The 23,038-nt window shown below is 61.1% G+C and carries 33 protein-coding genes; 7 read left to right on the forward strand and 26 right to left on the reverse strand.

The features are described from left to right. Positions 1 to 6: 6 nt before the first annotated feature. From rplF to proS, 18 genes are all read right to left on the reverse strand, one after another. The gene (gene rplF, locus Q0Z71_RS14730; RefSeq protein ID WP_298024410.1) at positions 7 to 552 is read right to left on the reverse strand and encodes a 50S ribosomal protein L6; all 546 of its coding nucleotides are present in this window, start codon (positions 550 to 552) and stop codon (positions 7 to 9) included. Between the two features lie 16 nt (positions 553 to 568). Beyond that, a complete protein-coding gene (gene rpsH, locus Q0Z71_RS14735; RefSeq protein WP_298024412.1) occupies positions 569 to 967 on the reverse strand; it encodes a 30S ribosomal protein S8 in 399 nt (132 codons plus the stop codon). A 406-nt stretch (positions 968 to 1,373) separates the two neighbouring features. Next, positions 1,374 to 1,559 (reverse strand): type Z 30S ribosomal protein S14, encoded by a 186-nt coding sequence (locus Q0Z71_RS14740; RefSeq protein ID WP_298024414.1) that lies wholly within the window; start codon positions 1,557 to 1,559, stop codon positions 1,374 to 1,376. A gap of 14 nt (positions 1,560 to 1,573) precedes the next feature. Further along, complete coding sequence (rplE, locus tag Q0Z71_RS14745) at positions 1,574 to 2,113, reverse strand: 50S ribosomal protein L5 (protein WP_298024417.1); 540 nt, start codon at positions 2,111 to 2,113, stop codon at positions 1,574 to 1,576. A 17-nt stretch (positions 2,114 to 2,130) separates the two neighbouring features. Next, complete coding sequence (rplX, locus tag Q0Z71_RS14750) at positions 2,131 to 2,442, reverse strand: 50S ribosomal protein L24 (RefSeq protein ID WP_298024419.1); 312 nt, start codon at positions 2,440 to 2,442, stop codon at positions 2,131 to 2,133. Positions 2,443 to 2,455: 13 nt separating this feature from the next. Next, the gene (gene rplN / locus Q0Z71_RS14755) at positions 2,456 to 2,824 is read right to left on the reverse strand and encodes a 50S ribosomal protein L14 (RefSeq protein WP_016321001.1); all 369 of its coding nucleotides are present in this window, start codon (positions 2,822 to 2,824) and stop codon (positions 2,456 to 2,458) included. Between the two features lie 14 nt (positions 2,825 to 2,838). Beyond that, positions 2,839 to 3,093, reverse strand: coding sequence for a 30S ribosomal protein S17 (gene rpsQ / locus Q0Z71_RS14760; protein WP_298024469.1), 255 nt, complete (start codon positions 3,091 to 3,093; stop codon positions 2,839 to 2,841). 29 nt (positions 3,094 to 3,122) lie between these two features. Then, positions 3,123 to 3,326 (reverse strand): 50S ribosomal protein L29, encoded by a 204-nt coding sequence (rpmC, locus tag Q0Z71_RS14765; protein ID WP_298024421.1) that lies wholly within the window; start codon positions 3,324 to 3,326, stop codon positions 3,123 to 3,125. Between the two features lies 1 nt (position 3,327). Next, positions 3,328 to 3,750, reverse strand: a complete 423-nt coding sequence (gene rplP / locus Q0Z71_RS14770) for a 50S ribosomal protein L16 (RefSeq protein ID WP_298024423.1) — start codon at positions 3,748 to 3,750, stop codon at positions 3,328 to 3,330. Beyond that, positions 3,750 to 4,631: a 30S ribosomal protein S3 gene (gene rpsC, locus Q0Z71_RS14775; RefSeq protein ID WP_298024425.1), complete on the reverse strand. Its 882-nt coding sequence runs from the start codon at positions 4,629 to 4,631 to the stop codon at positions 3,750 to 3,752. Before rpsC ends, rplP begins: the two co-directional genes overlap by 1 nt. A gap of 18 nt (positions 4,632 to 4,649) precedes the next feature. Beyond that, on the reverse strand, positions 4,650 to 4,994 hold the full coding sequence (gene rplV / locus Q0Z71_RS14780) for a 50S ribosomal protein L22 (protein ID WP_298024427.1): 345 nt from the start codon (positions 4,992 to 4,994) through the stop codon (positions 4,650 to 4,652). Positions 4,995 to 5,013: 19 nt separating this feature from the next. Next, on the reverse strand, positions 5,014 to 5,277 hold the full coding sequence (gene rpsS, locus Q0Z71_RS14785; RefSeq protein ID WP_091127924.1) for a 30S ribosomal protein S19: 264 nt from the start codon (positions 5,275 to 5,277) through the stop codon (positions 5,014 to 5,016). Positions 5,278 to 5,292: 15 nt separating this feature from the next. Next, complete coding sequence (gene rplB / locus Q0Z71_RS14790; protein WP_298024430.1) at positions 5,293 to 6,129, reverse strand: 50S ribosomal protein L2; 837 nt, start codon at positions 6,127 to 6,129, stop codon at positions 5,293 to 5,295. Between the two features lie 24 nt (positions 6,130 to 6,153). Next, the gene (gene rplW / locus Q0Z71_RS14795; protein ID WP_363316733.1) at positions 6,154 to 6,447 is read right to left on the reverse strand and encodes a 50S ribosomal protein L23; all 294 of its coding nucleotides are present in this window, start codon (positions 6,445 to 6,447) and stop codon (positions 6,154 to 6,156) included. Continuing rightward, a complete protein-coding gene (rplD, locus tag Q0Z71_RS14800; protein ID WP_298024432.1) occupies positions 6,447 to 7,070 on the reverse strand; it encodes a 50S ribosomal protein L4 in 624 nt (207 codons plus the stop codon). Before rplD ends, rplW begins: the two co-directional genes overlap by 1 nt. Before the next feature lie 18 nt (positions 7,071 to 7,088). Next, complete coding sequence (gene rplC / locus Q0Z71_RS14805) at positions 7,089 to 7,808, reverse strand: 50S ribosomal protein L3 (protein ID WP_298024434.1); 720 nt, start codon at positions 7,806 to 7,808, stop codon at positions 7,089 to 7,091. 155 nt (positions 7,809 to 7,963) lie between these two features. After that, the gene (gene rpsJ / locus Q0Z71_RS14810) at positions 7,964 to 8,275 is read right to left on the reverse strand and encodes a 30S ribosomal protein S10 (RefSeq protein ID WP_235221213.1); all 312 of its coding nucleotides are present in this window, start codon (positions 8,273 to 8,275) and stop codon (positions 7,964 to 7,966) included. Positions 8,276 to 8,745: 470 nt separating this feature from the next. After that, positions 8,746 to 10,185 carry a proline--tRNA ligase gene (gene proS, locus Q0Z71_RS14815; protein ID WP_298024436.1) on the reverse strand — a complete coding sequence of 480 codons (1,440 nt, stop codon included), beginning with the start codon at positions 10,183 to 10,185 and terminating at the stop codon, positions 8,746 to 8,748. Positions 10,186 to 10,460: 275 nt separating this feature from the next. Here proS and Q0Z71_RS14820 point away from each other — a divergent pair, with 275 nt between their 5' ends. Then, on the forward strand, positions 10,461 to 11,822 hold the full coding sequence (locus tag Q0Z71_RS14820) for a radical SAM protein (RefSeq protein WP_298024438.1): 1,362 nt from the start codon (positions 10,461 to 10,463) through the stop codon (positions 11,820 to 11,822). 73 nt (positions 11,823 to 11,895) lie between these two features. On the opposite strand, the gene Q0Z71_RS14825 is transcribed toward Q0Z71_RS14820, so the two are convergent. Continuing rightward, a complete protein-coding gene (locus Q0Z71_RS14825; RefSeq protein ID WP_298024440.1) occupies positions 11,896 to 14,334 on the reverse strand; it encodes a phosphoketolase in 2,439 nt (812 codons plus the stop codon). Positions 14,335 to 14,548: 214 nt separating this feature from the next. Between Q0Z71_RS14825 and Q0Z71_RS14830 the strand changes: the two genes are divergently transcribed. Both Q0Z71_RS14830 and Q0Z71_RS14835 read left to right on the forward strand, forming a co-directional pair. Continuing rightward, positions 14,549 to 15,049, forward strand: a complete 501-nt coding sequence (locus Q0Z71_RS14830) for a M48 family metallopeptidase (RefSeq protein ID WP_298024442.1) — start codon at positions 14,549 to 14,551, stop codon at positions 15,047 to 15,049. A 13-nt stretch (positions 15,050 to 15,062) separates the two neighbouring features. Next, a complete protein-coding gene (locus tag Q0Z71_RS14835) occupies positions 15,063 to 15,767 on the forward strand; it encodes an IMP cyclohydrolase (protein ID WP_298024444.1) in 705 nt (234 codons plus the stop codon). 49 nt (positions 15,768 to 15,816) lie between these two features. Here Q0Z71_RS14835 and Q0Z71_RS14840 read toward each other — a convergent pair whose 3' ends face one another. The 3 genes from Q0Z71_RS14840 to glpK all read right to left on the reverse strand — a co-directional run bounded on the left by Q0Z71_RS14840 (position 15,817) and on the right by glpK (position 18,080). Then, positions 15,817 to 15,939, reverse strand: a complete 123-nt coding sequence (locus Q0Z71_RS14840) for a hypothetical protein (protein ID WP_298024446.1) — start codon at positions 15,937 to 15,939, stop codon at positions 15,817 to 15,819. Between the two features lie 129 nt (positions 15,940 to 16,068). Further along, positions 16,069 to 16,443 (reverse strand): zinc ribbon domain-containing protein, encoded by a 375-nt coding sequence (locus Q0Z71_RS14845; RefSeq protein WP_298024448.1) that lies wholly within the window; start codon positions 16,441 to 16,443, stop codon positions 16,069 to 16,071. A gap of 125 nt (positions 16,444 to 16,568) precedes the next feature. Continuing rightward, a complete protein-coding gene (gene glpK / locus Q0Z71_RS14850; RefSeq protein WP_298024450.1) occupies positions 16,569 to 18,080 on the reverse strand; it encodes a glycerol kinase GlpK in 1,512 nt (503 codons plus the stop codon). 261 nt (positions 18,081 to 18,341) lie between these two features. On the opposite strand from glpK, the gene Q0Z71_RS14855 reads away from it, so the two are divergent. Next, the gene (locus tag Q0Z71_RS14855) at positions 18,342 to 19,289 is read left to right on the forward strand and encodes an alpha/beta fold hydrolase (protein ID WP_298024452.1); all 948 of its coding nucleotides are present in this window, start codon (positions 18,342 to 18,344) and stop codon (positions 19,287 to 19,289) included. Between the two features lie 54 nt (positions 19,290 to 19,343). Here the strand turns inward: Q0Z71_RS14855 and Q0Z71_RS14860 are convergent, their stop codons facing one another. Then, positions 19,344 to 19,868 (reverse strand): putative ABC transporter permease, encoded by a 525-nt coding sequence (locus Q0Z71_RS14860; protein ID WP_298024453.1) that lies wholly within the window; start codon positions 19,866 to 19,868, stop codon positions 19,344 to 19,346. 117 nt (positions 19,869 to 19,985) lie between these two features. Between Q0Z71_RS14860 and Q0Z71_RS14865 the strand changes: the two genes are divergently transcribed. From Q0Z71_RS14865 to Q0Z71_RS14875, 3 genes are all read left to right on the forward strand, one after another. After that, positions 19,986 to 20,348: a hypothetical protein gene (locus Q0Z71_RS14865; RefSeq protein ID WP_298024456.1), complete on the forward strand. Its 363-nt coding sequence runs from the start codon at positions 19,986 to 19,988 to the stop codon at positions 20,346 to 20,348. Between the two features lie 12 nt (positions 20,349 to 20,360). Then, positions 20,361 to 20,933 (forward strand): uracil-DNA glycosylase family protein, encoded by a 573-nt coding sequence (locus tag Q0Z71_RS14870; RefSeq protein WP_298024457.1) that lies wholly within the window; start codon positions 20,361 to 20,363, stop codon positions 20,931 to 20,933. A 128-nt stretch (positions 20,934 to 21,061) separates the two neighbouring features. Continuing rightward, positions 21,062 to 21,622 (forward strand): biotin transporter BioY, encoded by a 561-nt coding sequence (locus Q0Z71_RS14875; protein WP_298024459.1) that lies wholly within the window; start codon positions 21,062 to 21,064, stop codon positions 21,620 to 21,622. A 41-nt stretch (positions 21,623 to 21,663) separates the two neighbouring features. On the opposite strand, the gene Q0Z71_RS14880 is transcribed toward Q0Z71_RS14875, so the two are convergent. From Q0Z71_RS14880 to Q0Z71_RS14890, 3 genes are read right to left on the reverse strand one after another with little or no spacing between them, the layout of a single operon-like run. After that, complete coding sequence (locus Q0Z71_RS14880) at positions 21,664 to 21,786, reverse strand: hypothetical protein (protein ID WP_298024461.1); 123 nt, start codon at positions 21,784 to 21,786, stop codon at positions 21,664 to 21,666. 23 nt (positions 21,787 to 21,809) lie between these two features. Continuing rightward, positions 21,810 to 22,295 carry a GNAT family N-acetyltransferase gene (locus Q0Z71_RS14885; RefSeq protein WP_298024463.1) on the reverse strand — a complete coding sequence of 162 codons (486 nt, stop codon included), beginning with the start codon at positions 22,293 to 22,295 and terminating at the stop codon, positions 21,810 to 21,812. 13 nt (positions 22,296 to 22,308) lie between these two features. Beyond that, the gene (locus Q0Z71_RS14890) at positions 22,309 to 22,863 is read right to left on the reverse strand and encodes a helix-turn-helix transcriptional regulator (RefSeq protein WP_298024465.1); all 555 of its coding nucleotides are present in this window, start codon (positions 22,861 to 22,863) and stop codon (positions 22,309 to 22,311) included. Between the last annotated feature and the right edge of the window lie 175 nt (positions 22,864 to 23,038).

A 23,038-nucleotide genomic window follows, 5' to 3' on the forward strand; every position in this document is an offset into this window, starting at 1 on the left:
ACCTCCTTACTTCTTAGCGCCGGTCTTGCCGACCTTGCGGCGGATGACTTCATCAGCGTACTTGATGCCCTTGCCCTTATAAGGCTCGGGAGGACGCTTCTCGCGGACCTCAGCTGCGAACTGGCCGACAGCCTGCTTGTCGCAGCCATTGATCACGATTTTATTGGGAGCGGGGACATCAATGGTAATGCCCTCGATCTCGGGAACGATCACCTGATGAGAGAAGCCCAGGTTCATGACCAGGTTCTTGCCCTCCTTGGCCACACGGTAGCCAACGCCATTGACCTCCAGCTCCTTCTTGAAGCCATCGGTCACGCCGACGACCATGTTGTGGAGCAGGGTGCGGGTCAGGCCGTGGAGGCTGCGGTGCAGCTTGTCATCGGAAGGACGCTCCACGGTGATCGTAGTACCTTCCTGTTTAATGATCATCTCAGGGCGCAGCGCACGGGTCAGTTCGCCCTTGGGTCCCTTGACGGTAACCACATTACCCTCGGCGACATTCACGGTGACGCCGGCGGGAACGGTAATGGGCATTCTGCCAATTCTAGACATTGTTCAAATACCCTCCTTACCAGACGAATGCCAGGACTTCGCCGCCGACATGCAGCTCGCGGGCCTTCTTGTCGGTCATGACGCCCTTGGACGTAGAGATGATGGCGATACCCAGGCCGCGGAGCACGCGGGGCAGCTCATCGGCTCCCACATAGACGCGCAGGCCGGGCTTGGAAACGCGGCGCAGGCCGGAGATGACCTTTTCCTTGCCCGCGTTGTACTTCAGCGTGATGTGGATGACACCCTGGGTGCCGTCGTCCACGATCTGGAAGTTTTTGATATAGCCCTCATCCAACAGGATCTGAGCGATGCTCTTCTTCATGTTGGAGGCGGGTACATCAACGGTGTCGTGCTTTGCACTGTTGGCGTTGCGGATGCGGGTGAGCATATCCGCAACAGGATCGGTGATATGCATGGTAAATCCTCCTATTTTTAGAGTTACGGTCACAAAACCGTTCCGGCAGCGAGGTATCATGGCCAATGGAGCAGTCTGCTCGCGCATGTATGCACAATTGGTCATGACCTTTCGCCATCCGTTATCACAAAGGCCCCATATCAAAAGCCCTTGATCACAAAAAAGATGCCTGCCGCTCTCTGGATTTTTTCCAGAACATGGCACAAGTGGCGCACCTTCTCCAAGGTGCCCCACATTTTAAAGTACCAAAAATCATGGGATCCGTCAAGTACTTTTGTGCCGATTTTGAAACTTTTTCAGGAAAAAGCGGCCTTTTTCCTTCCGCAGGTCTTGATCCCCTGGCGAAACGTCGGCCCGAAGTCATATCATGGGATATGGCAGGGGCCGACGCAGAGGGATCAAGGACTTAGAAAGAGGCCTTGCGGACGCCGGGGATCTCGCCCTTGTATGCCAGCTCGCGGAAGCAGATACGGCAGACGCCGTAGTCGCGCAGGTAGGCATGGGGACGGCCGCACAGCTTGCAGCGGTTGTACTTCCGGGTGGAGTACTTGGCGGGAGCCTGCTGCTTCAGGATCATAGATTTCTTAGCCATTCTTCTCCTCCTCCTTAGCGGGCGAAGGGAGCGCCGACCTGCTGCAGCAGGGCGCGGGCCTCTTCGTCGGTGTGCGCGGTGGTGCAGATGACCACATCCATGCCGCGGATCTTGTCGATCTTATCATACTCGATCTCGGGGAAGATCAGCTGCTCCTTGATGCCCAGGGCATAGTTGCCGCGGCCGTCAAAGGAGTTGGGGTTGATGCCCTGGAAGTCGCGGACACGGGGCAGAGCCACGTTGAACAGACGGTCCAGGAACTCCCACATCTTCTCGCCGCGCAGAGTGACCTTGGCGCCGATGGGCATATCCTCACGCAGCTTGAAGTTTGCAATGGACTTGCGGGCCTTGGTGATGATGGGCTTCTGGCCGGTGATCTTGGCCAGGTCGCCGACGACATTCTCCAGGACCTTGGAATTCTCACGAGCCTCGCCGCAGCCCACGTTCACGACCACCTTGTCGATCTTGGGGATCTGCATGACGCTCTTGTAGCCGAACTGCTTCATCAGAGCGGGAGCGACTTCGGCGGTATACTTTTCTTTCAGTCTAGCCATTTGTCAACGCTCCTTTCTCACAGCTCAGCGCCGCAGTGCTTGCACACGCGGGTCTTCTTGCCGCCCTCGACCTTGTGGGCGACGCGGGTGCCCTTGCCGCACTTGGGGCAGACGACCTGCACCTTGCAGCCGGCGATGGCAGCCTCGCGCTTGACGATGCCGCCCTCCTCGCCCTGACGGCGGGGCTTGACGTGGCAGGTCACCATGTTGATGCCCTCCACAACGACCTTCAGGGAGCCGGGAACGGTGCCCAGCACCTTGCCCTGCTTGCCCTTGTCCTTACCGGACAGGACGACAACGGTATCGCCCTTCTTGATATTCATAGCCATTTCGCTGCCCTCCTCAAATCACTTCGGGAGCGAGGGACAGGATCTTCATGTAATCCTTGTCGCGCAGCTCACGAGCCACAGGCCCAAAGATACGGGTACCTCTGGGGTTCTTGTCGTCCTTGATCAGGACGGCGGCATTGTCATCGAAGCGGACATAGGTGCCGTCGGCACGACGGACGCCCTTGGCGCTGCGGACGATGACGGCCTTCACGACCTCGCCCTTTTTCACGGTGCCGCCGGGGGTGGACTTGCGGACGGAGGCAACGATGACATCGCCGATGTTGCCGAACTTCCGCTTGGAGCCGCCCAGGACACGGATGCACTTGATCTCTTTGGCGCCGGTATTATCGGCAACCTTCAGAAAAGTTTCCTGCTGAATCATACTTCGGCACCTCCTTACTTCGCCTTTTCAATGATCTCGACCACGCGCCAGCGCTTGTCCTTGGACAGGGGGCGGGTCTCCATCACCTTGACCTTATCGCCGATCCCGCAGGCGTTCTGCTCATCATGAGCCTTCAGCTTGTAGGTGCGGCCGACGATCTTCTTGTACAGAGGATGGGCCACGCGGTCCTCAATGGCGACGACCACGGTCTTGTCCATCTTGTCGGAAACGACCTTGCCAACGCGGGTCTTCCGGGAGGAAGTTCTCATCTCTTCGTTCATTTTCGCTTACCTCCTTCTCACTGCTTATCGGAAGCCGCGGCGAGCTCCGCCAGAGCGGTCTTGACTCGGGCAATGTCGTGTTTGGTCTCCCGGATCTTCACGGGATTGTCCAGCTGATTGGTGGCGTGCTGCATACGCAGATAGAACAGGTCCTTCTTCAGGCCCACCAGCTTCTCATTCAGCTGCTCAGGGGTCATCTTACGAATCTCACTTGCCTTCATCTTACTCACCTGCTTCCTCGGTGCGGGCGATTACCTTCGTCTTGATGGGCAGCTTGTGGCTGGCCAGACGCAGCGCCTCGCGGGCAACATCTTCGGGTACGCCGGCGATCTCAAACATGACACGGCCGGGCTTCACAACGGCAACCCAGTACTCGGGGCTGCCCTTACCGGAACCCATACGGGAGTCGGCGGCTCTCATGGTAACGGACTTATCGGGGAAGATCTTGATCCAGACCTGGCCGCCGCGCTTGGTGTAACGGGTCATGGCGATACGGGCGGCCTCGATCTGATTGCTCTTGATCCAGCCGGGCTCGTCAGCCACCAGGCCCCACTCGCCGTAAGCGACGGTGTTGCCGCGGGTGGCCTTACCGGTCATACGGCCGCGCTGCATGCGGCGGTATTTTACTCTCTTGGGCAGAAGCATTACTGGGCTCCTCCTTCCTTAGCAGGGGCTGCGGGAGCAGCCGGACGGGTGTTGGTGCGGTTGAAGCCGCCCTGGGGACGACCCTGGCCGCCGCGGTTGAAGCCGCCCTGACGGTCACGGTTGAAGCCACCGCCCTGGCCGCCGCGGTTGAAGCCGCCGGAACGACGGTCGCCGTCACGGCGGGGACGACGCTCACGACGCTCCTGATAGGGCTTGGAGGTGTCCATGGTGCGGGGGGTGGTGCGCAGGGTCTGAGAGAGGACCTCGCCCTTGTAGATCCACACCTTCACGCCGATGCGGCCAAAGGTGGTGGCGGCCTCCGCGAAGCCGTACTCGATGTCGGCGCGGATGGTCTGCAGGGGGATGGTGCCCTCGTGATAGTGCTCGACGCCGGCGATCTCGCGGCCGCCCAGACGGCCGGAGCAGCAGGTCTTGATGCCCTTGGCGCCGGCGCGCATGGCGCGGGCCATGGCGTTCTTCATGGCGCGGCGGTGAGAGATGCGCTTCTCCAGCTGCTGGGCGATGTTCTCCGCCACCAGCTGGGCGTTCATGTCGGGGTTCTTGACCTCGACGATGTTCAGTCTGACCTTCTTGCCGATCATCTTCTCCACAGCCAGACGGTACTGCTCGATCTGCTCGCCGCCCTTGCCGATGACGACGCCGGGACGGGCGCAGTGCAGGAAGATGGTGACGGTATCGGCGCTGCGCTCGATCTCGATCTTGGGCACGCCGGCGCCGTACAGGGTCTTTTTCAGGTACTTGCGGATCTTCTGATCCTCGACGATCAGGTCGCCGACTTTCTCTTCACTGGCATACCAACGGGAATCCCAGTCTTTGATGACGCCCACGCGCAGGCCGTGGGGATTAACTTTCTGTCCCATAAACTGTTCTCCTCCCTCTTATGCCTTTTCCGTCACAGCCAGGGTGACGTGAGAAGTGCGCTTGTTGATACGGTAGGCGCGGCCCTGTGCCCGGGGCATCATCCGCTTCAGGATGGGGCCGGGCGTGGCGAACACCTCGGACACCACCAGCTTGGCGGGGTCCATGCCGAAGTTGTTCTCGGCGTTGGCGCAGGCGGACTTCAGGAGCTTCATCAGAGGCTCGGAAGCGGCCTTGGGGGTCTGCATCAGGATGGCCATGGCAGTGCCGGCATCCTTGCCGCGGATCAGATCGCAGACGATCTGGATCTTGCGGGGAGCGATGCGGACATAGCGCAGATACGCTTTAGCTTCTTTCTTTTCCATGTTCAGCATCCTCCTTCAATTAAGAATCTTTCCGGTGGCCGCGGAAGGTGCGGGTGGGAGCGAACTCACCCAGCTTGTGGCCGACCATGTCCTCCTGGACATAGACGGGCACGTGCTTGCGGCCATCGTGAACGGCGATGGTGTGGCCGACGAAGGCGGGGAAGATGGTGGAGCTGCGGCTCCAGGTCTTCAGAACCTTCTTCTCGTTCTTGGCGTTCATTTCCTCGACCCGCTTCAGAAGCTCAGGGGCAACATACGGGCCTTTTTTAATGGATCTGCTCATATTTACTTGCCTCCCTTACTTCTCGTTGCGACGCTTCACAATGAACTTATTGGTGGGGTTCTTGCCCTTGCGGGTCTTGTAACCCATGGCGGGCTTGCCCCAAGGAGTCACAGGGCCGGGACGGCCGACGGGCGCGCGGCCCTCGCCGCCGCCGTGGGGGTGGTCGTTGGGGTTCATGACAGAGCCGCGGACGGTGGGACGCCAACCCATGTGGCGCTTGCGGCCGGCCTTGCCGATGTTGATGTTCTCATGCTCGATGTTGCCGACCTGGCCGATGGTGGCCATGCAGTTGGTGCGCACGATGCGGACCTCGCCGGAGGGCATACGGATCTGGGCGTCGCCGCCCTCCTTTGCCATCAGCTGGGCGGAGGTGCCGGCGGAACGGACCAGCTGGGCGCCGTTGCCGGGATGCAGCTCGATGTTGTGGATGATGGTGCCGACGGGGATGTTGGCCAGGGGCAGCGCGTTGCCGACCTTGATATCGGCCTTGGCGCCGGCTTCCACCTTGTCGCCGGCATTCAGGCCCACGGGAGCCAGGATATAGCGGCGCTCGCCGTCCTCATACTCCAGGAGGGCGATGTTGGCGGAGCGGTTGGGATCGTACTCCAGGCGCAGGACGGTGGCGAACATGTCGTGCTTGTCGCGCTTGAAGTCGATGACGCGGTACTTGCGCTTGTTGCCGCCGCCGCGGTGGCGGACGGTGATACGGCCATAGCTGTTGCGGCCGGAGCTCTTCTTCAGAGGCTCGACCAGGCTGGGCTCGGGCTTGGCCTTCTTGTCAATGCCGTCGAAACCGGAGACCGTCATCTGACGTCTGGAAGGGGTCGTCGGCTTAAAAGTTTTAATAGACATTCTGCTTTACACTCCTTCCCTTAATCAGACCATGCCTTCGAAGAACTCGATGGTCTTGGAATCGGCGGTCAGCTGGACATAGGCCTTTTTCCAGGTCTTGGTCATGCCGGGACGGCCGGCGCCCATGCGCTTTTCCTTGCCGGGCACAGTCAGGGTGTTGACGGAAGCGACCTTCACGCCGAAGATCTCCTCAACAGCCTTCTTGATCTCGATCTTGCCAGCGTCCTTGGCAACCTCGAAGACGTACTTCTTGTCGGCGGCGCCGGCCATAGCACGCTCGGTGATGATGGGACGGATAATGATATCGTAAGCGGTCATTATGCGTACACCTCCTCGATTTTTGCGAGGGCGGCCTGATCCACCACCAGATACTGGGCGTTGATGATGTCATAGACATTCAGCTGCACAGCGGGAGTGGTCAGCACGCCGGGGATGTTCCGGGCGCTCTTGACGACAACAGTGTCAACGGCGGGCGTCACGACGACGGCCTTGCCGTCGACCTTGACGGCATCCAGGAACTTGCGGAAGTCGGCGGTCTTGATGGCGTCCATCTTGATGGAGTCGATCACGACCAGCTTGCCCTCGGCCACCTTGGCGGACAGGACGGACTTCAGAGCCAGTCTCTTGACCTTCTTGTTCAGCACATAGCTGTAATCCCGGGGCTTGGGGGCGAACACGATGCCGCCGTGAGTCCACTGGGGAGAACGGGTGCTGCCCTGACGGGCGTGGCCGGTATCCTTCTGACGCCAGGGCTTTCTGCCGCCGCCGGAGACTTCGGCGCGGGTGAGGGCGCTCTGGGTGCCCTGTCTGCAATTGGCGAGGTGGTTCTTGACGACCTCATGCACAACGACGGCATTGGGCTCGATGCCAAAGACCGCGTCGTTCAGTTCCACGGTACCGACTTCTGCGCCGGCCATGTTCAAAACTTTGATAGAAGACATTATTCAAGCACCCCTTTCTTACTTGTTTCTGGCGGAAGCCTTCTGCGGGTTGCGGCCGGAAGCCTTCTGCGGGTTCTTGCTGATGTCCGCGCCAGCCTGCTTGACCTTGTGGACCTTGACAGTGGACTTGATGGTGACCAGACCGCCCTTGGGGCCGGGAACGGCGCCGCAGACAACCAGCATGTTCAGCTCGGGATCGACCTTGACAACGGACAGGTTCTGGACGGTGACCTGATCGACGCCCATGTGACCGGCGCCGTCACGGCCCTTGAAGATACGGGCAGGATCGGTACCGGCGGCCAGAGCGCCCTGATGACGGTGGACAGGGCCGCCGCCGTGGGTGTTGCGCTTCACAGCCGCGCCGTGGCGCTTGACAACGCCCTGGAAGCCGTGGCCCTTGCTGATGCCGGTGACATCCACAAAGTCGCCGGCCTGGAAGGTGTCGGCCTTCACGATGTCGCCGATGTTCAGCTCGGCGGCGTTCTCCAGGTCGAACTCGCGCAGGTGCTTCTTGGGAGACACGCCGGCCTTGTTCAGGTGGCCCATCTCGGGCTTGGTCAGCTTGCGCTCGGGGACATCCTCAAAGCCCAGCTGGACAGCCTGGTAGCCTTCCTTTTCGGAAGTCTTCTTCTGAACGACCACGCAGGGGCCCGCCTCGATGACAGTGACGGGGATCACATGGCCGTTCTCGTCAAAAATCTGGGACATGCCCACTTTTTTGCCGATGATAGCTTTCATTGTGTATTCTCCTCCTGAAAGGTTATTGGTCGGCTTAGATACGGACGGTTGGGTGCCCGCCGCATTGCTCTGCCGACATGACCCGTCCATCTCGCAAGACGATGGACATTGGGTGAGCAAACGAAATTAAATTGGGATCGTGCGCAAGACCAGCCTTACAGCTTGATCTCGATCTCCACACCGGCGGGCAGCTCGAGCGCCATCAGGGCCTCGACGGTCTTGGGAGTGGACTTGGTGATGTCGATCAGTCTCTTATGGGTGCGGCGCTCGAACTGCTCGCGGCTGTCCTTGTACTTGTGCACGGCCCGCAGGATGGTGACGACTTCCTTCTTGGTGGGCAGAGGGATGGGGCCGGAGACCTCGGCGCCGGTGCGCTTGGCAGTCTCGACGATCTTCTCTGCGCTCTGGTCGATGACCTGGTGGTCATAGGCCTTCAGACGAATGCGGATCATTTCTTTCTGTGCCATGGTTGTTTCCTCCTGATTTCGTAGGTAGTTTGACGCAGTCTCGACGACCTACGGCGAGAGAATTTTTCTATACGCTTATCCGTGCGTATCATTCCAGCTCACGAAAAATACCGGCGCAGGGGACCTACGGCCGGTACATGGATCATGGCGTGGCGATCTACGCAACGTACAGATCTTCTCAGCCGCCCGATTATCGGACATACTCCCCGGAAGTTACCTCCTCTCGGAGCAATCTCCCGGTTCATCGCAACGCTGCGGGCAGGACAAGTCCTTTCGCACAGCCTCTTTATAATAAAAGAAAATCCCCTTGCTGTCAAGGGGATTTTCTCTGTTTTTGATAAAAATTTGCAGATTTTTTTGGTATCTCTGAGGACAGCTGTTTCCATTGCGGAGACAGCCGCCATTTCCCGGCCGGATCCCCTGCATCTCGTCCTTCTCCGCCTGCTCTCCGGCGACCCGGGGCCAGGGGATCAATAGGCCACGCCCCAGTAAATATCAGTGGTGCATTTTTTGCCGCACACGGGGCAAACGCCCTCGGTGCCGCTCTGGACCAGGGGCATGCAGCGGGAGGTGACGCCCGCCCGCTCCTTCATGGCCATTTCGCACTCCAGGCTGCCGCACCACTTGGACCGCAGGAAGCCGCCCTTGCCCTCGGCGATGGCCTTGGCCTCCTCGGGGGTCTTGATGTCGAAGGTGTTCTCCTCCCGGTTCTTCAGGGCCATGGCGTACATGTTGTCATGCACGGCATCCAGCAGCTCCTTGACCTTCGCCTCCAGCTCCGCCAGGGCCACGACCACCTTCTCGCCGGTGTCCCGGCGGGCGATGACGCACTGCTCCTTCTCCATGTCCTTGGGGCCGATCTCCACCCGCAGGGGCACGCCCTTCATCTCATACTCCGCGAACTTCCAGCCGGGGGAGTTGTCGGAGTCATCCATCTTGGCGCGGACACCCGCAGCCTTCAGGCGGTCCCGCAGGGCGGAGGCCGCATCCAGAACGCCGGGCTTGTGCTGGGCGATGGGGATCACCACCGCCTGGATGGGAGCCACGCGGGGCGGCAGCACCAGGCCGTTGTCGTCGCCGTGGGTCATGATGATACCGCCGATCATGCGGGTGGACACGCCCCAGCTGGTCTGATGGGGATGGTGGGGCTGATTGTCCTTTCCGGCAAAAGTGATGTCAAAGGCCTTGGCAAAGCCGTCGCCGAAATAGTGGCTGGTGCCTGCCTGAAGGGCCTTGTGGTCGTGCATCATGCACTCCACGGTGTAGGTCTCCTCGGCGCCGTTGAACTTCTCCTTGTCTGTCTTGCGGCCCCGGATGACGGGCATGGCCAGGAAGTTCTCCATAAAGTCCGCGTAGATGTTCAGCATCCGCATGGTCTCCTCCCGGGCCTCTTCCTCGGTGGCGTGCATGGTGTGGCCCTCCTGCCACAGGAACTCCCGGTGGCGCAGGAAGGGACGGCTGGTCTTCTCCCACCGCAGGACGCTGCACCACTGGTTGTACAGCTTGGGCAGGTCCCGCCAGGAGTGGATGATATTGGCATAGTGCTCACAGAACAGGGTCTCGGAGGTGGGACGGACGCAGAGGCGGTCCTCCAGCTTTTCATTGCCGCCCATGGTGACCCAGGCGCACTCGGGGGCAAAGCCCTCCACGTGGTCCTTCTCCTTCTGGAGCAGGGATTCTGGGATCAGAACGGGCAGATACACGTTCTCGTGGCCGGTCTCCTTAAACCGCTTGTCCATCTCCCGCTGGATGTTCTCCCAGATGGCGTAGCCATAGGGCCGGTAGATGAACATGCCCTTGACGGAGGTATAGTCGATCAGTTCCGCTTTTTTGCAGACGTCGGTGTACCACTGGGCGAAATCCACGTCCCGGGCGGTAATGGCGTCCACTTGTCTTTTATCCTGTGCCATAATCTCAATCCTTTGCATCTATATTATAAATGTATGACGAAGCCGGTTTTCACTGAATCCCTATTGTATCCATTCCGGCGAAAATTGTCAACTGTCTGTGGACCCGCAAAACAGCCATCCGCGAGCGTTATATTCCCGCCCATAGAACAGTTATCCACGCCAGACACTTTTTCCCATTTGTCTGAATTTGAGACACTCTTGAATTTTTGTCTATTGTTTTTTTCACTTTTCGACACCAAACTATACATATATAGGTATAAAAGAGGGTTGATTTTATGTATCTTCCACACAGATTGCAAAAGCTCGGCGTCGAACAGGCGGTGGCATATCTCGCCAAAGACCCGGAGAAGAACCTTCCCAAACTGATGGAGTGGGCGGACAAATTCGCAAACGGCGAATTCGGCCCCCAGCGGGACGCCATCCGCGCCGCCGTCAACGACCCGGACAATGTGTATCACCAGCTTCTGCTCCGCATCCTGCGGGACGTGGACACGGAGGTGCTCAAGACCACCTTTGTGAATTTCGCCCTCAACGCCAACCTGGTCGGCTGGCCCAAGCAGGAAGAGGCCCGGAAGCAGTATGGCTGCAACGTGCCCTGGGCCATCCTGCTGGACCCCACCAGTGCCTGCAACCTCCACTGCACCGGCTGCTGGGCGGCGGAGTACGGCAACAAGCTGAACCTGTCCTTCGATGAGATCGACGATATCATCCGCCAGGGCAAGGAGCTTGGCATCTACATGTACATCTACACCGGCGGCGAGCCGCTGGTGCGCAAAGCGGACCTCATCAAGCTCTGCGAGAAGCACAGCGACTGCCAGTTCCTCTGCTTCACCAACGCCACGCTGATCGACGAGGCCTTTGCCGACGAGCTTCTGCGGGTGGGCAACTTTGTCCCCGCCATCTCCCTGGAGGGCGGCGAAGCCGCCACCGACAGCCGCCGGGGCCAGGGGACCTACCGCAGGGTGATTGCCGCCACGGAGCTGCTGAAACGGAAAAAGCTGCCCTTCGGCTTCTCCTGCTGCTACACCAGCGCCAACTTCGAGTCCATCAGCTCCGAGGCGTTCTACGACCAGATGATCGACCTGGGCGCCCTGTTCGTGTGGTATTTTCACTACATGCCCGTGGGCAACGACGCCGTGCCGGAGCTTCTGCCCACGCCGGAGCAGCGGACGGCCATGTACCACCGCATCCGGGACTACCGCACCCGCAAGCCCCTGTTCGCCATGGACTTCCAGAACGACGCGGAGTATGTGGGCGGCTGCATCGCCGGCGGACGGCGGTACCTCCACATCAACGCCAACGGAGATGTGGACCCCTGCGTGTTCATCCACTACTCCGACGCCAACATCCGGCAAAAATCTCTGCTGGACGCCCTCCGCTCTCCCCTGTTCATGGCCTACCACGACGGCCAGCCCTTCAACGAGAACATGCTCCGCCCCTGCCCCATGCTGGAGAACCCGGAAAAGCTGCGGCAGATGGTAGCGAACACCGGCGCCCAGTCCACAGACCCCCAGTCTCCCGAGAGTGCCGACCACCTGTGCGCCAAGTGCGACCGCTATGCCGCCTGCTGGACCCCGGTTTCAGAGGAGCTGTGGGCCAGCAGCCCCCGCGGGAAAAAGGCTGCCGAAAAACAATAAGCCGCTGTATCAGCCAGGCGGCCGCCAGATCTGGCGGCCGCCTGGCTTTTTATTGACTTTCTATGCGGAACAATCAGCCTTCCAGTCCCTTGCCGTCGTTCCAGGTCCAGTCCCGGACCTCCGGCAGGTCCACACCGTGGTCCTTGATATACTGGCGATGCTCCACCAGCTTGTCGTTCATGCGCTGGACCAGATAGGCTCCCCGATTGCCCAGGGTGTGCAGCCGCTGGACCACGTCGATGACCAGGTGGAACCGGTCGATGTCGTTCAGGACGCGCATGTCGAAGGGCGTGGTGATGGTACCCTCCTCCTTGTAGCCCCGGACGTGGAGGTGTTTGTTGTGGCGGCGGTAGGTCAGCTCATGGATCAGCGTGGGATAGCCGTGGTAGGCGAAGATGATGGGCTTATCCTGGGTGAACAGCATGTCGTACTCCATGTCCGTCAGGCCGTGAGGATGCTCCGTGTGGGGCTGGAGCTTCATCAGGTCCACCACGTTCACCACCCGGATCTTCAGCTCAGGCAGCTCCTTGCGCAGAATGGTCACTGCCGCCAGGGTCTCCAGGGTGGGGGTGTCGCCGCAGCAGGCCATGACCACATCCGGCTCCTGGCCCTGGTCGTTGGAGGCCCAGTCCCAGATGCCGATGCCCTGGGTGCAGTGCTTCACCGCCTGGTCCATGGTCAGCCACTGGGGACGGGGGTGCTTGCTGGCCACCATCACGTTCACGTAGTTCCGGCTCTTGATGCAGTGGTCGAAGCAGGAGAGGAGGCAGTTGGCGTCGGGCGGCAGATAGATGCGCACCACATCCGCCTTTTTGTTGGCCACATGGTCCAGGAAGCCGGGGTCCTGGTGGGTGAAGCCGTTGTGGTCCTGCTGCCAGACGTTGGAGGCCAGGATATAGTTCAGAGAGGCGATATCCTGCCGCCAGGGCAGCTCGGAGCAGGTCTTGAGCCATTTGGCGTGCTGAGCGAACATGGAGTCCACGATGCGGATAAACGCCTCATAGCTGTTGAAGAAGCCGTGGCGGCCCGTCAGCAGGTAGCCCTCCAGCATGCCCTCGCACATGTGCTCGGACAGCATGGAGTCCATCACCCGGCCGTCGGGGTCCAGGTGCTCGTCCTGGGGTATCTGGGGGTCCAGGAACCGGCGGCCCGTCACCTCAAACACGGGGTGCAGGCGGTTGGAGGCCGTCTCGTCCGGCGCGAAGATGCGGAAGTTCCGGGAGTCCATGTTCAGCTTCATCACATCCCGGACGTAGCTGCCCAGCACCAGCATGTCCTGGGCCTCCACCGCGCCGGGGGCAGGGATGTCCACCGCGTACTCCCGGAAGTCCGGGGTCCGCAGGTCCTTCAGCAGATAGCCGCCGTTGGCGTGGGGATTGGCGCCCATGCGGCGGTTCCCCTTGGGGGCGAAGTCCCGCAGCAGCGCCGCAGGGCGGCCGTTTTCATCAAACAGCTCCTCGGGGTGATAGCTGCGGAGCCACTTCTCCAGCAGGGGCAGGTGCTTCTCCGTGTCAGGTCCCATGGAGATGGGCACCTGGTGGGCACGGTAGGCGCCCTCCACGGGATTGCCGTCCACCTCCTTGGGGCCGGTCCAGCCCTTGGGTGTCCGCAGCACGATCATGGGCCAGCGGGGGCGGGTGGTGTCGCCGGTGGCCCGGGCGTGCTCCTGGATGCGCTTGATCTCCCGGATGGCCCAGTCCAGGGTGGCGGCCATCTTCTGGTGCATCTCGGCGGGGTCATCGCCCTCCACAAAGCGGGGCTCCCAGCCGCAGCCCCGGAAGAAGCTCTCCACCTCCTCATGGGCCATGCGGGAGAAGATGGTGGGGTTGGCGATCTTGAAGCCGTTCAGGTGCAGGATGGGCAGCACCGCGCCGTCGGTGACGGGATTGACAAATTTGTTGCCGTGCCAGGAGGTGGCCAGCGGGCCGGTCTCCGCCTCGCCGTCACCCACCACGCAGGCGGCGATCAGGTCCGGGTTGTCGGCGATGGCGCCGAAGGCGTGGGCCAGGGAATAGCCCAGCTCGCCGCCCTCATTGATGGAACCCGGAGTCTCAGGCGCCACATGGCTGGGCACGCCGCCGGGGAAGGAGAACTGCTTGAACAGCTTCTTCATACCGGCCTTGTCCTGGGTGATGTTGGGGTAGACCTCCGTATAGCTGCCGTCCAGCCAGTCCTGGGCGATCATGGCGTTGCCGCCGTGGCCGGGGCCGGAGAGGTAGATCATGTCCAGGTCATCCTTCTTGATGACCCGGTTCAGATGGGTATAGATAAAGTTCTGGCCCGGGCAGGTGCCCCAGTGGCCCACGATGGTCTGTTTCAGATCCCCGGCGGACAGAGGGCGCTCCAGCAGCGGGTCGTCCAGCAGATACAGCTGGCAGGCTGTCAGATAGTTGGCGGCGCGCCACCAGGCGTCGAGCTGTTTCAGCTGCGCAGGCGTCAGCGGAGGCTTCTTGGACAGGCGGGCGTTGGCCTTAGGTTTGACCTCCACCGTTTTCTTTGTGACTTTTGGCATATATTTTCCTCCTTTTATATGATTCGTTTAAATTTAGTATAATCCTTATTTTCTCATAATCAATCTTTTTTATCATAATTCTCAAATTGTTTTGATTCTGTTCACAATTTATAGAATTCCAAACCTGTTCCGACATCTTTTTTCGATTTTATTCTTCTTTTTCTTGTGTTTTTCCTCCAGTCATGCTATCCTTGGTCCCATGGAAGAGTATGAATTGATCCGCTCCCGCCGGAAAACGCTGGCGCTGGAGATCACCCGGGACTGCCGGGTGCTGGTGCGGGCCCCCCTGCGTCTGTCCCGGTCCCGCATCGACGCTTTTGTGGACAGCCACGCCGCCTGGATCGCCCGGCATCTGGAGCAGCAGCGGCAGCGGGCTGCCGCCATGCCCCCCGCCCCCACTCCGGAGGAGATCCAGGCGCTGAAAGAAAAAGCCCGGGCCGTTCTGCCGCCCAAGGTCGCTTTTTGGAGCGGGAAAATGGGCGTTGTCCCCACTGGGCTGAAGATCACCTCCGCCCGAAAACGGTATGGCAGCTGCAGCGCCAAAAACAGCCTCTGCTTCTTCTGCTTTCTCATGAACAGCCCGGAGGAGGCCATCGACCTGGTGGTGGTCCATGAGCTGTGCCACATCCGGGAGAAGAATCACGGTCCCCGGTTCTACGCCCTGCTGGCGCAATACCTGCCCGATCATCAAGAACGAAAAAAACTTTTGAAATAAGGAGCCGCTGATTATGAACAAGCTGAACCTCTCCCAACTGCTGGAAAGCAACCCCTATCCCGGCCGGGGCATCGTCCTGGGCCGCAGCGCCGACAACCAGTACGCCGTGGCCGCCTACTTCATCATGGGCCGCAGTGAGAACTCCCGGAACCGGGTGTTCACCGTCACCGAGGACGGCATCCGCACCGAGGCCCACGATCCCTCCAAGATGACGGACCCCAGCCTCATCATCTATCACCCCGTCCGCCAGGTGGGCCGCGGACTGGTGGTCACCAACGGCGACCAGACCGACACCGTCCGGGACGGCCTGCTGGCCGGCAAGACCTTCGCCTCCGCCCTCCACACCCGGGAGTTTGAGCCGGACGCCCCCAACTACACGCCCCGCATCTCCGGCCTCCTCTCCCCGGACGGCAGCTTCAAGCTGTCCATCCTGAAGAGCGCCGACGGCGATCCCAGCTGCTGCCACCGGTATTTTTACACCTATGACCATCCCCTGGCCGGCGAGGGCCGCTTCATCCACACCTACATGGGCGACGGCAGCCCCCTCCCCTCCTTCGAGGGCGAGCCGGAGCGGGTGGTGCTGGACGCCCCTGACGCCGAGACCCTGGCGGACCAGATGTGGGCGTCTCTGAACCCGGACAACAAGGTGTCCCTGTTCGTGCGGTACATCTCCCTGGCGGACGGCACCTACACCCAGGTCATCCGCAACAAGTTTTGATACTAAAAAGGCACCCGCAGGAGTCCTGCGGGTGCCTTTTTTGCCAAACTTACCGCCGGGGCGAGGTGGCCCGGTCGATGGGCAGCTCCGGCCGCCTGGCGGAGCGGCAGTCCTCCGCCGCGTTTTCCAGCGAACAGGTCTGGGAGAGAGACTTCGCTTCAAACAGTGCCATGGGGTGCCCTCCTCCGCTTTTTCCATCATACCGTGCCTGCGGCGCGGAGCCATATGACAAAAGCCACATTTCCCCACTGCTGAGAAAAAAAGTCCGGCGCTTCCGCGCCGGACTTTCCGTTTGGCTGGATCACTCGCCCATGGGCGCGCCGCACTGGGGGCAGAACTTGCTGTCGGATTCCGCACCGCAGATGGGGCAGGTCTTTGCGGCGGGCGCGGCCTCCACCACCGGCTCCTCCTTGGCGGGCTTGCTGGCCTCCAGCTCGGCGATCTTGGCCTTGCTGGCGTTGACGGCCTCCACCAGATCCCGGACGGCGTCGGGGATCTCGCCCTCATATTCGCTGACGAACCACTCGCCAATGGTGCGGTAGTTCTTGTCGATCTCCTTCTGCTCGCCGGCGATGGCGACGCTGATCTTCGTCAGCTCCGCGGCGTCCTTCGCCTTGTCCGCGGCCACAGCGGCCACATCCTTTGCTTTCCTGGTCAGTTCATCAAAAAAAGCCATGCTGAAAAACTCCTTTCACGCTCGGCCCTCCGGCCTGTTTTAAATTCCGTTTTTTCCCAGTTTCCCAGGTGTTTGGCACCAGTATACCTCACTTTGGTGGCGAATGCAACAAGAATTCTGTTTGTTTACAGTTCGTTTTCAATCCATGCCCGGGACCGTCCCACCGCACGGCACCACTGGCCGTAATCTGCGGCGCAGGCCGCCGCGTCCCGCTGGGGCTGGAACAGGTGCTGGCTGCGACGCAGGGCGCTCACCTCCGCAAGGCTCCCCCACACGCCGGCGGCCAGGCCCGCCAGCGCCGCCGCGCCGAAGGCGGTGGTCTCCACCTGGGCGGGCCGGTCCACAGGCAGGCGCAGCAGGTCCGCCTGGGTCTGCATCAGAATGTCGCTGACCGACGCGCCGCCGTCCACCCGCAGGGTGGTCAGCGGGCAGGGTGCGTCGGCGTTCATGGCCCGCACCAGGTCCGTCACCTGAAAGGCGATGGAGTCCAGCACCGCCCGGGCCAGGTGGGCCTTGGTGGTGCCTCGGGTCAGGCCCACGATGGTGCCTCGGGCGTACATATCCCAGTAGGGCGCGCCCAGCCCCGTAAAGGCGGGCACCACATACACCCCGCCCGCGTCCGGCACGCTCTCCGCCAGCCGGTCGCAGTCCGGCGCCGTCTCGATCAGCCCCAGCTCGTCCCGCAGCCACTGGATGGTGCTGCCTGCGTTGAACACGCTGCCCTCCAGCGCGTAGGTCACCTGGCCGCCCACGGACCAGCCCACGCTGGTCACCAACCCCGCCTTGGACCGCACAGGCTCCCGGCCCACGTTCATCAGGGTGAAGCAGCCGGTTCCGTATGTATTTTTCGCCTGTCCCGGCGTGAAGCAGGCCTGTCCGAACAGCGCCGCCGGCTGGTCCCCCGCGCTGCCGCAGATGGGGATGCCCGCCAGGGCCTCCAGCCCCGGGATGTCCGCCGCGATGCAGCCGTAAGCCTCGCTGTTGGGCCGTGGCTCCGGCAGCAGCTGGATGGGAATGCCCAGCGCCCCGCACAGCTCCCCATCCCACTGCAGGGTGTGGATATTGAACAGCATGGTGCGGGAGGCATTGGAATAGTCCGTCACATGGGCCCGTCCCCCGGTGAGCCGCCAGATCAGCCAGCTGTCCACTGTTCCAGCGCACAGCTCGCCCCGCTCCGCCCGCTCCCGGACGCCGGGGATGCCGTCCAGCAGCCATTTGATCTTGGTGCCGGAAAAATAGGCGTCGATCAGCAGGCCGGTCTTATCCGCCACGGCGTCTCCCAGGCCGTCGGCTTTCAGCTGGTCGCAGATGGCGGCGGTGCGGCGGCACTGCCAGACGATGGCGTTGTGCACCGGCTGGCCGGTGGTCCGGTCCCACAAAATGGTGGTCTCCCGCTGGTTGGTGATGCCGACGGCGGCGATCTGCTTGGGGTCAATGTGGGCGGCGTCCACCGCCTCCGCCAGCGCCCGCTTCTCCGTGGCCCAGATCTCCATGGGGTCGTGCTCCACCCAGCCCGGCTGGGGATAGATCTGCCGGAAGGGATATTGGGCGCGGGAGACGATCTCCCCGGCCCGGTTGAACAAAATGGCGCGGGAGCTGGTGGTCCCCTGGTCCAGTGCGGCGATATAGGTCTCCATAAAAAATCCCTCTTTCAGGTTTGTGCCGCCGAATGCAGGGCGGAAAAGGATTTGTCAAGCTGCCTGATAAATAATAAATTTGTCGTTCTGATTATACCATGGGTATCTCCCCCGTTCAAGATACGCCGGCGAAATTGCCGGAGCTGTAAATGGGCAGCCCTGCGCTTAAACAGGACAAATTCCGCCTCTGGTATTCTCGGATGATCTATGGTAACATATAGAAAAATACGCAAATGCTGCCAGAAGGAGGCTGTATGTTCCATGGTGCGACATGAATTTACATTTCCCTCCGCCGACGGGAAAACGAATATCCACGCGGTGGAGTGGCTGCCGGAGGGCGGGGTACGGGCTGTTTTGCAGATCTCCCACGGCGTGGCGGAGTACATTCTGCGGTACGAGCCCTTTGCGGAATATCTGACGGACCGGGGCTTTGCCGTGGTGGGCCACGACCACCTGGGACATGGAGATTCCGTGGCAGAGGGGGCCTCCCGCCTCTACTTCGGCCCCAAGGGCAGCTGGAACTGGGTGGCGGACGACATCTACACCCGGCGGGGCCTGGCGGGCAAACGCTTCTCCGGCGTCCCCTATTTCCTGCTGGGCCACTCCATGGGCTCCTTCCTGGTCAGGACCTATCTCATCCGCTATCCCGGCACCGTGGACGCCGCCGTCATCATGGGCACGGGACAGCAGTCCCCCGCCCTGATCGCCGCGGGCAAAGCCATCGCCGCCGAGGAGAGCGCCCGCATCGGCGAGGACAGAGCCAGCCCCATTGTGGAAAAGCTGGCCTTTGGGGCTTACAACAAAATTTTTGCCCCCAACCGCACGAATTCCGACTGGCTGTCTGTCAGCACAGCGAATGTGGACCGCTATCTGGCGGACCCCCTGTGCGGCGGCACCCCCACCTCCGGCCTGTTCCAGGAGATGCTGGGCGGGCTGACCTTCATCGCCAAGCCGGAAAACCTGAAAAAGATGAATGTCCATATCCCCATCCTCTTCATCTCCGGCGCCATGGACCCGGTGGGCGACTGCGGCAAGGGCGTCCAGCGGGCCTGCCGCAGCTTCCAAAGGGCCGGTGTCCGGGATGTGTCCATCCGGCTGTATCCCGAACTGCGGCACGAGATTTTGTGCGAGGACTGCCGGGAGATGGTCTTTGAGGACCTGTACCAATGGCTGTCCGCCAAGGTGCCCGCGAAAGCGGCGGCCATATGAAACGCTTGGGGTTCCCACAAAACACCGGGGACGGCAAAAGCCGTCCCCGGTGTTTTATCCTCCCAGCGCCATCCTGAGGCCCCTGACGTCGTGGGTCACCCGCAAAAACCGGGCGGAGCACACCGCGTCCGCGGTGAATACCAGCAAAAACAGGTATGTCGCCTCCGCCGGGACCATGGCCGCCAGCGCCTCGACCCCGGGCTGGACCAGCCATACCGCCAGGGCGGTCAGCAGTCCCCATACCAGCGTGAAGGGCAGGCAGACCCGGCCATTCACATTGCCAGGCACATGGGAATAGTCCCAAAACCGCACCCCAAGGCAGGTCTCATAGAGCCAATGGACCCCGTATTCCACCGCTGTCGTCACCGCCGCGCCGCCCAGCACCAGCCAGATCCCCCGCTGAAACACAGGCGGCAGCGCCAATACCGCCAGCATCCCCAGGCCATACACCGGACACAGCGGCAGCAGCAAAAAGCATTTCCGGGTCTGGTTCTCCGCATGGGTGGCTGCCGCGAACCCCTTCTCCAGCAAAAAGCCCAAAAAGCTGTATATCCAAAAGTACCAGAGCCAGCGGGCCATACCGTCCCTCCTTTTTCCTCATTGTGCCCGGGAGCGGTACGGCTATGCGCCCATTGCGTCATCTGTTTTTCTGTGGTATATTTCATATATAGAATTCTGTGACAGGAGCACACCGCCATGAAAGCCTCTTCCATCCGCGAAAAGCTTATCTGGTTTGCCAACAGCGGGCTGCCCATTTTGCTGGTCGTGGTGGTGCTGATCTCCGCTGCATACCTCTTTCGTCCCCGTTTCGCCCGGCCGCCGGTGCTGCTGGTGGATGGCGTCACCTATCTGGCCCCCAGCCGCCACACCCTGGAGCCCCAGGAGGATCTCACCTATCTGGGCGAGGTCACCGGCGCAGCAGCTCTTGACCGCACCCCGGAAAAGGATCTCCAGGCCAACCACGATATCGTTGGGGCCGCCGTCTACCGGCGGAGCGACGGCAACCTGGCTGTGCTGGAGGACGACGGACTGCGGTATGTCTATCGCGCACAAAAATAAGGAGGGACTTTTATGCCGGATACCTGGGATGCTCTGAAAAACGAATGTATGCGCTGCTGCGGCTGCGGTCTGGCGGAGACCCGGACCCATGTCGTCTTTGGCGACGGCGCCGAGGACGCGGAGATCCTGCTGATCGGTGAGGGTCCCGGCCAGCACGAGGACGAACAGGGCGTTCCCTTTGTGGGCAAAGCCGGACAGCTGCTGGACGACATGCTGGAGATCATCAATCTGGACCGCACCAAGGTCTATGTGGCCAATATCGTCAAATGCCGCCCGCCTCAGAACCGGGACCCGCTGAACGTGGAGCAGGACGCCTGCATCGGCTGGCTCCGGCGGCAGACGGCTCTGCTGCGCCCCAAGATCATTGTCTGCCTGGGCCGTATCGCCGCCAAGGCCATCATCAAAGAGGACTTCAAGATCACCAGCGAACACGGGCAATGGTTTGAGCGGGGCGGCGTTCAGATGACCGCCATCTACCATCCCGCCGCGCTGCTGCGGGATGTGAACAAGCGGCCGGACACCTTTGAGGATCTGAAGTCCATTCAGGCCAAGGTCCGGGAGGTCTGCACACATACCGCTGTCTGATCCGGGAAAGAGGGAGACTCCCCCTCTTTTCTCTCTCCTCCGCTTGTTAACCTTGTTTATTTTGACGGTTGACATATTGACTGTTCCGCTGTATGCTCTTCCCAACAGCAAAAGAGGAGGCTTTTCCCATGACATCTGCCAACATGGCCGCTCCCCGTCTCCGGACGCTGGATCTGGCCTATATCGCCCTGTTTTCCGTATTGATTGCCGTCTGTGCCTGGATCTCCCTTCCCGTCATGACCATATCCTTCACCCTCCAGACGTTTGCCGTCTTTGCGGCACTGCTGACGCTGGGCGGCCGCCGGGGCACCTATGCGGTCCTTGTCTATCTGCTGCTGGGACTGGTAGGACTGCCGGTGTTCTCCGGCTTTCAGGGCGGCCCCGGCGTTCTGCTGGGCGCCACCGGCGGCTATATTATCGGCTTTGTGGCCACCGCCCTGCTCTATTGGCTCATCACCGCCAAACTTGGCACCTCCCTCCCGGTGGCGGCGGCCGCCTGCGTGCTGGGGCTGGCCGCATGCTACGCCTTCGGCACCGTCTGGTTCTTAAAGGTATTCAGCATGTCCGACAGCTCCATGGACCTGTCCAAGGCCCTGGGCCTGTGCGTGACCCCCTTTATCCTGCCGGACCTGTGCAAGCTGGCGCTGGCGGTGGTCCTGTCCCAGCGGGTGAAAAAGTTCCTGAAATAAGAGAAGCGCCCCGCTGTGCCGGGCGCTTTTTTCTCTCCATTTTATTTTTTCTTCTGCCGCAGGCGCTCATCCACCTTTTTCAGGCCCTTCAAGCAGAGATACATGGCGGCGGCTAAAATTCCCAGGCCTCCCGCCACATCCTTTTTCCCATTGTTCTTCGCCATGGCACACCTCTCCTTCCGCCCTCTTAAAATGTCAGCCGCATGTCATACCAGACCACGCCGCCGTGGACGGACTGGGACACGCCTTCATTCTGAAAACCGAATTTTTCATAGTAGTGGATCAGCCGGTCCTTGCAGGTCAGCACACAGCCCCTGCGGCCCTGAGCCCTGGCGTCGGCGATCACCCGCTCCATCACCTGTGCCGCCAGTCCCTGTCTCCGGTACGCCGGCAGGGTATTGACGCCGAAGATCATCTGCCAGGCCCCTTTTTCGTCGTGCATGGAGGCGTCCTCATACATCTCGTCCCGGAGGGTCGGCTCGTCGGTGACAAGGCCGTTGATAAAGCTGACCAGTGTCCCGTCCTCGTCCTCCATCAGCCAGAAATGGTCGGGATAGACGTGCAGCCGGGCGGCAAAGTCCGCCTCCCCGGCGGCTTCGGCGGCGGGAAAGCAGGCCGCCTCCACGGCGGTCACAGCGGGCAGGTCTTCCATTGTGGCGGTACGGATGCGCATGGGAACAGGCTCCTTATTTCAGATATTGATACATCAGCACCAGCCGCGCGGTGGAGTTGGTCATGTTCACGAACCGGTAGGGCCGGTCCGCCGCAAACCGCAGAGCGTCCCGCTCCAGCAGCTGGAACACCTGCTCCTCCGCCGTCAGACTGACGGTGCCGGACACCACCGTGGCGTGGCACACACAGCCGGGCACTGACGGCTCCGGCGCATACTGGGCGCTGATGTACAGGTCCAGGAAAAAGCTCTCCTGCCGGGTGGTGTCGTCATAGGGAAAGCTGGGCCGCAGCACGGTCTTGCCGCTGTCCATCCGCTGGGGCTTGTTGTCCAGCTCCCGGCTGAGCAGCAGGGATTCAAAATCGTCGTTCTCCAGCAGGACCTCCGCCGGCACCTTCAGCGCCGCCGCGATCTTGCCCAGGAGCGCCACAGAGGGATTGGCCTCTCCCCGTTCGATCTGTCCCAGCATGCTGCGGGACACGCCGGCCACCGCCGCCGTGCGCTCCATGCTCATTTTCTTGCTCTTGCGGATCCGCTTGATATTTTCAGCAACGGCGCGGTTCAGCTCCATCAAAACGCCATCCTCTCCGGCAAAAAGTTTACTATACTGCACAATTGCCTTTTTATAGTAAGCGCATTGTCGGATTTTGTCAAGAGAAAGCGAAGCGACGGGAGTGTCCAAACACGCAGTTAAAGGAAGTCAAAGAGAGAAAATGGCACAGCAATCCCTGGATGTTTGGAGCGAT

It is taken from the genome of uncultured Dysosmobacter sp., assembly GCF_947631635.1.
In the GTDB taxonomy this organism is placed as follows: Bacteria; Bacillota; Clostridia; order Oscillospirales; family Oscillospiraceae; genus Oscillibacter.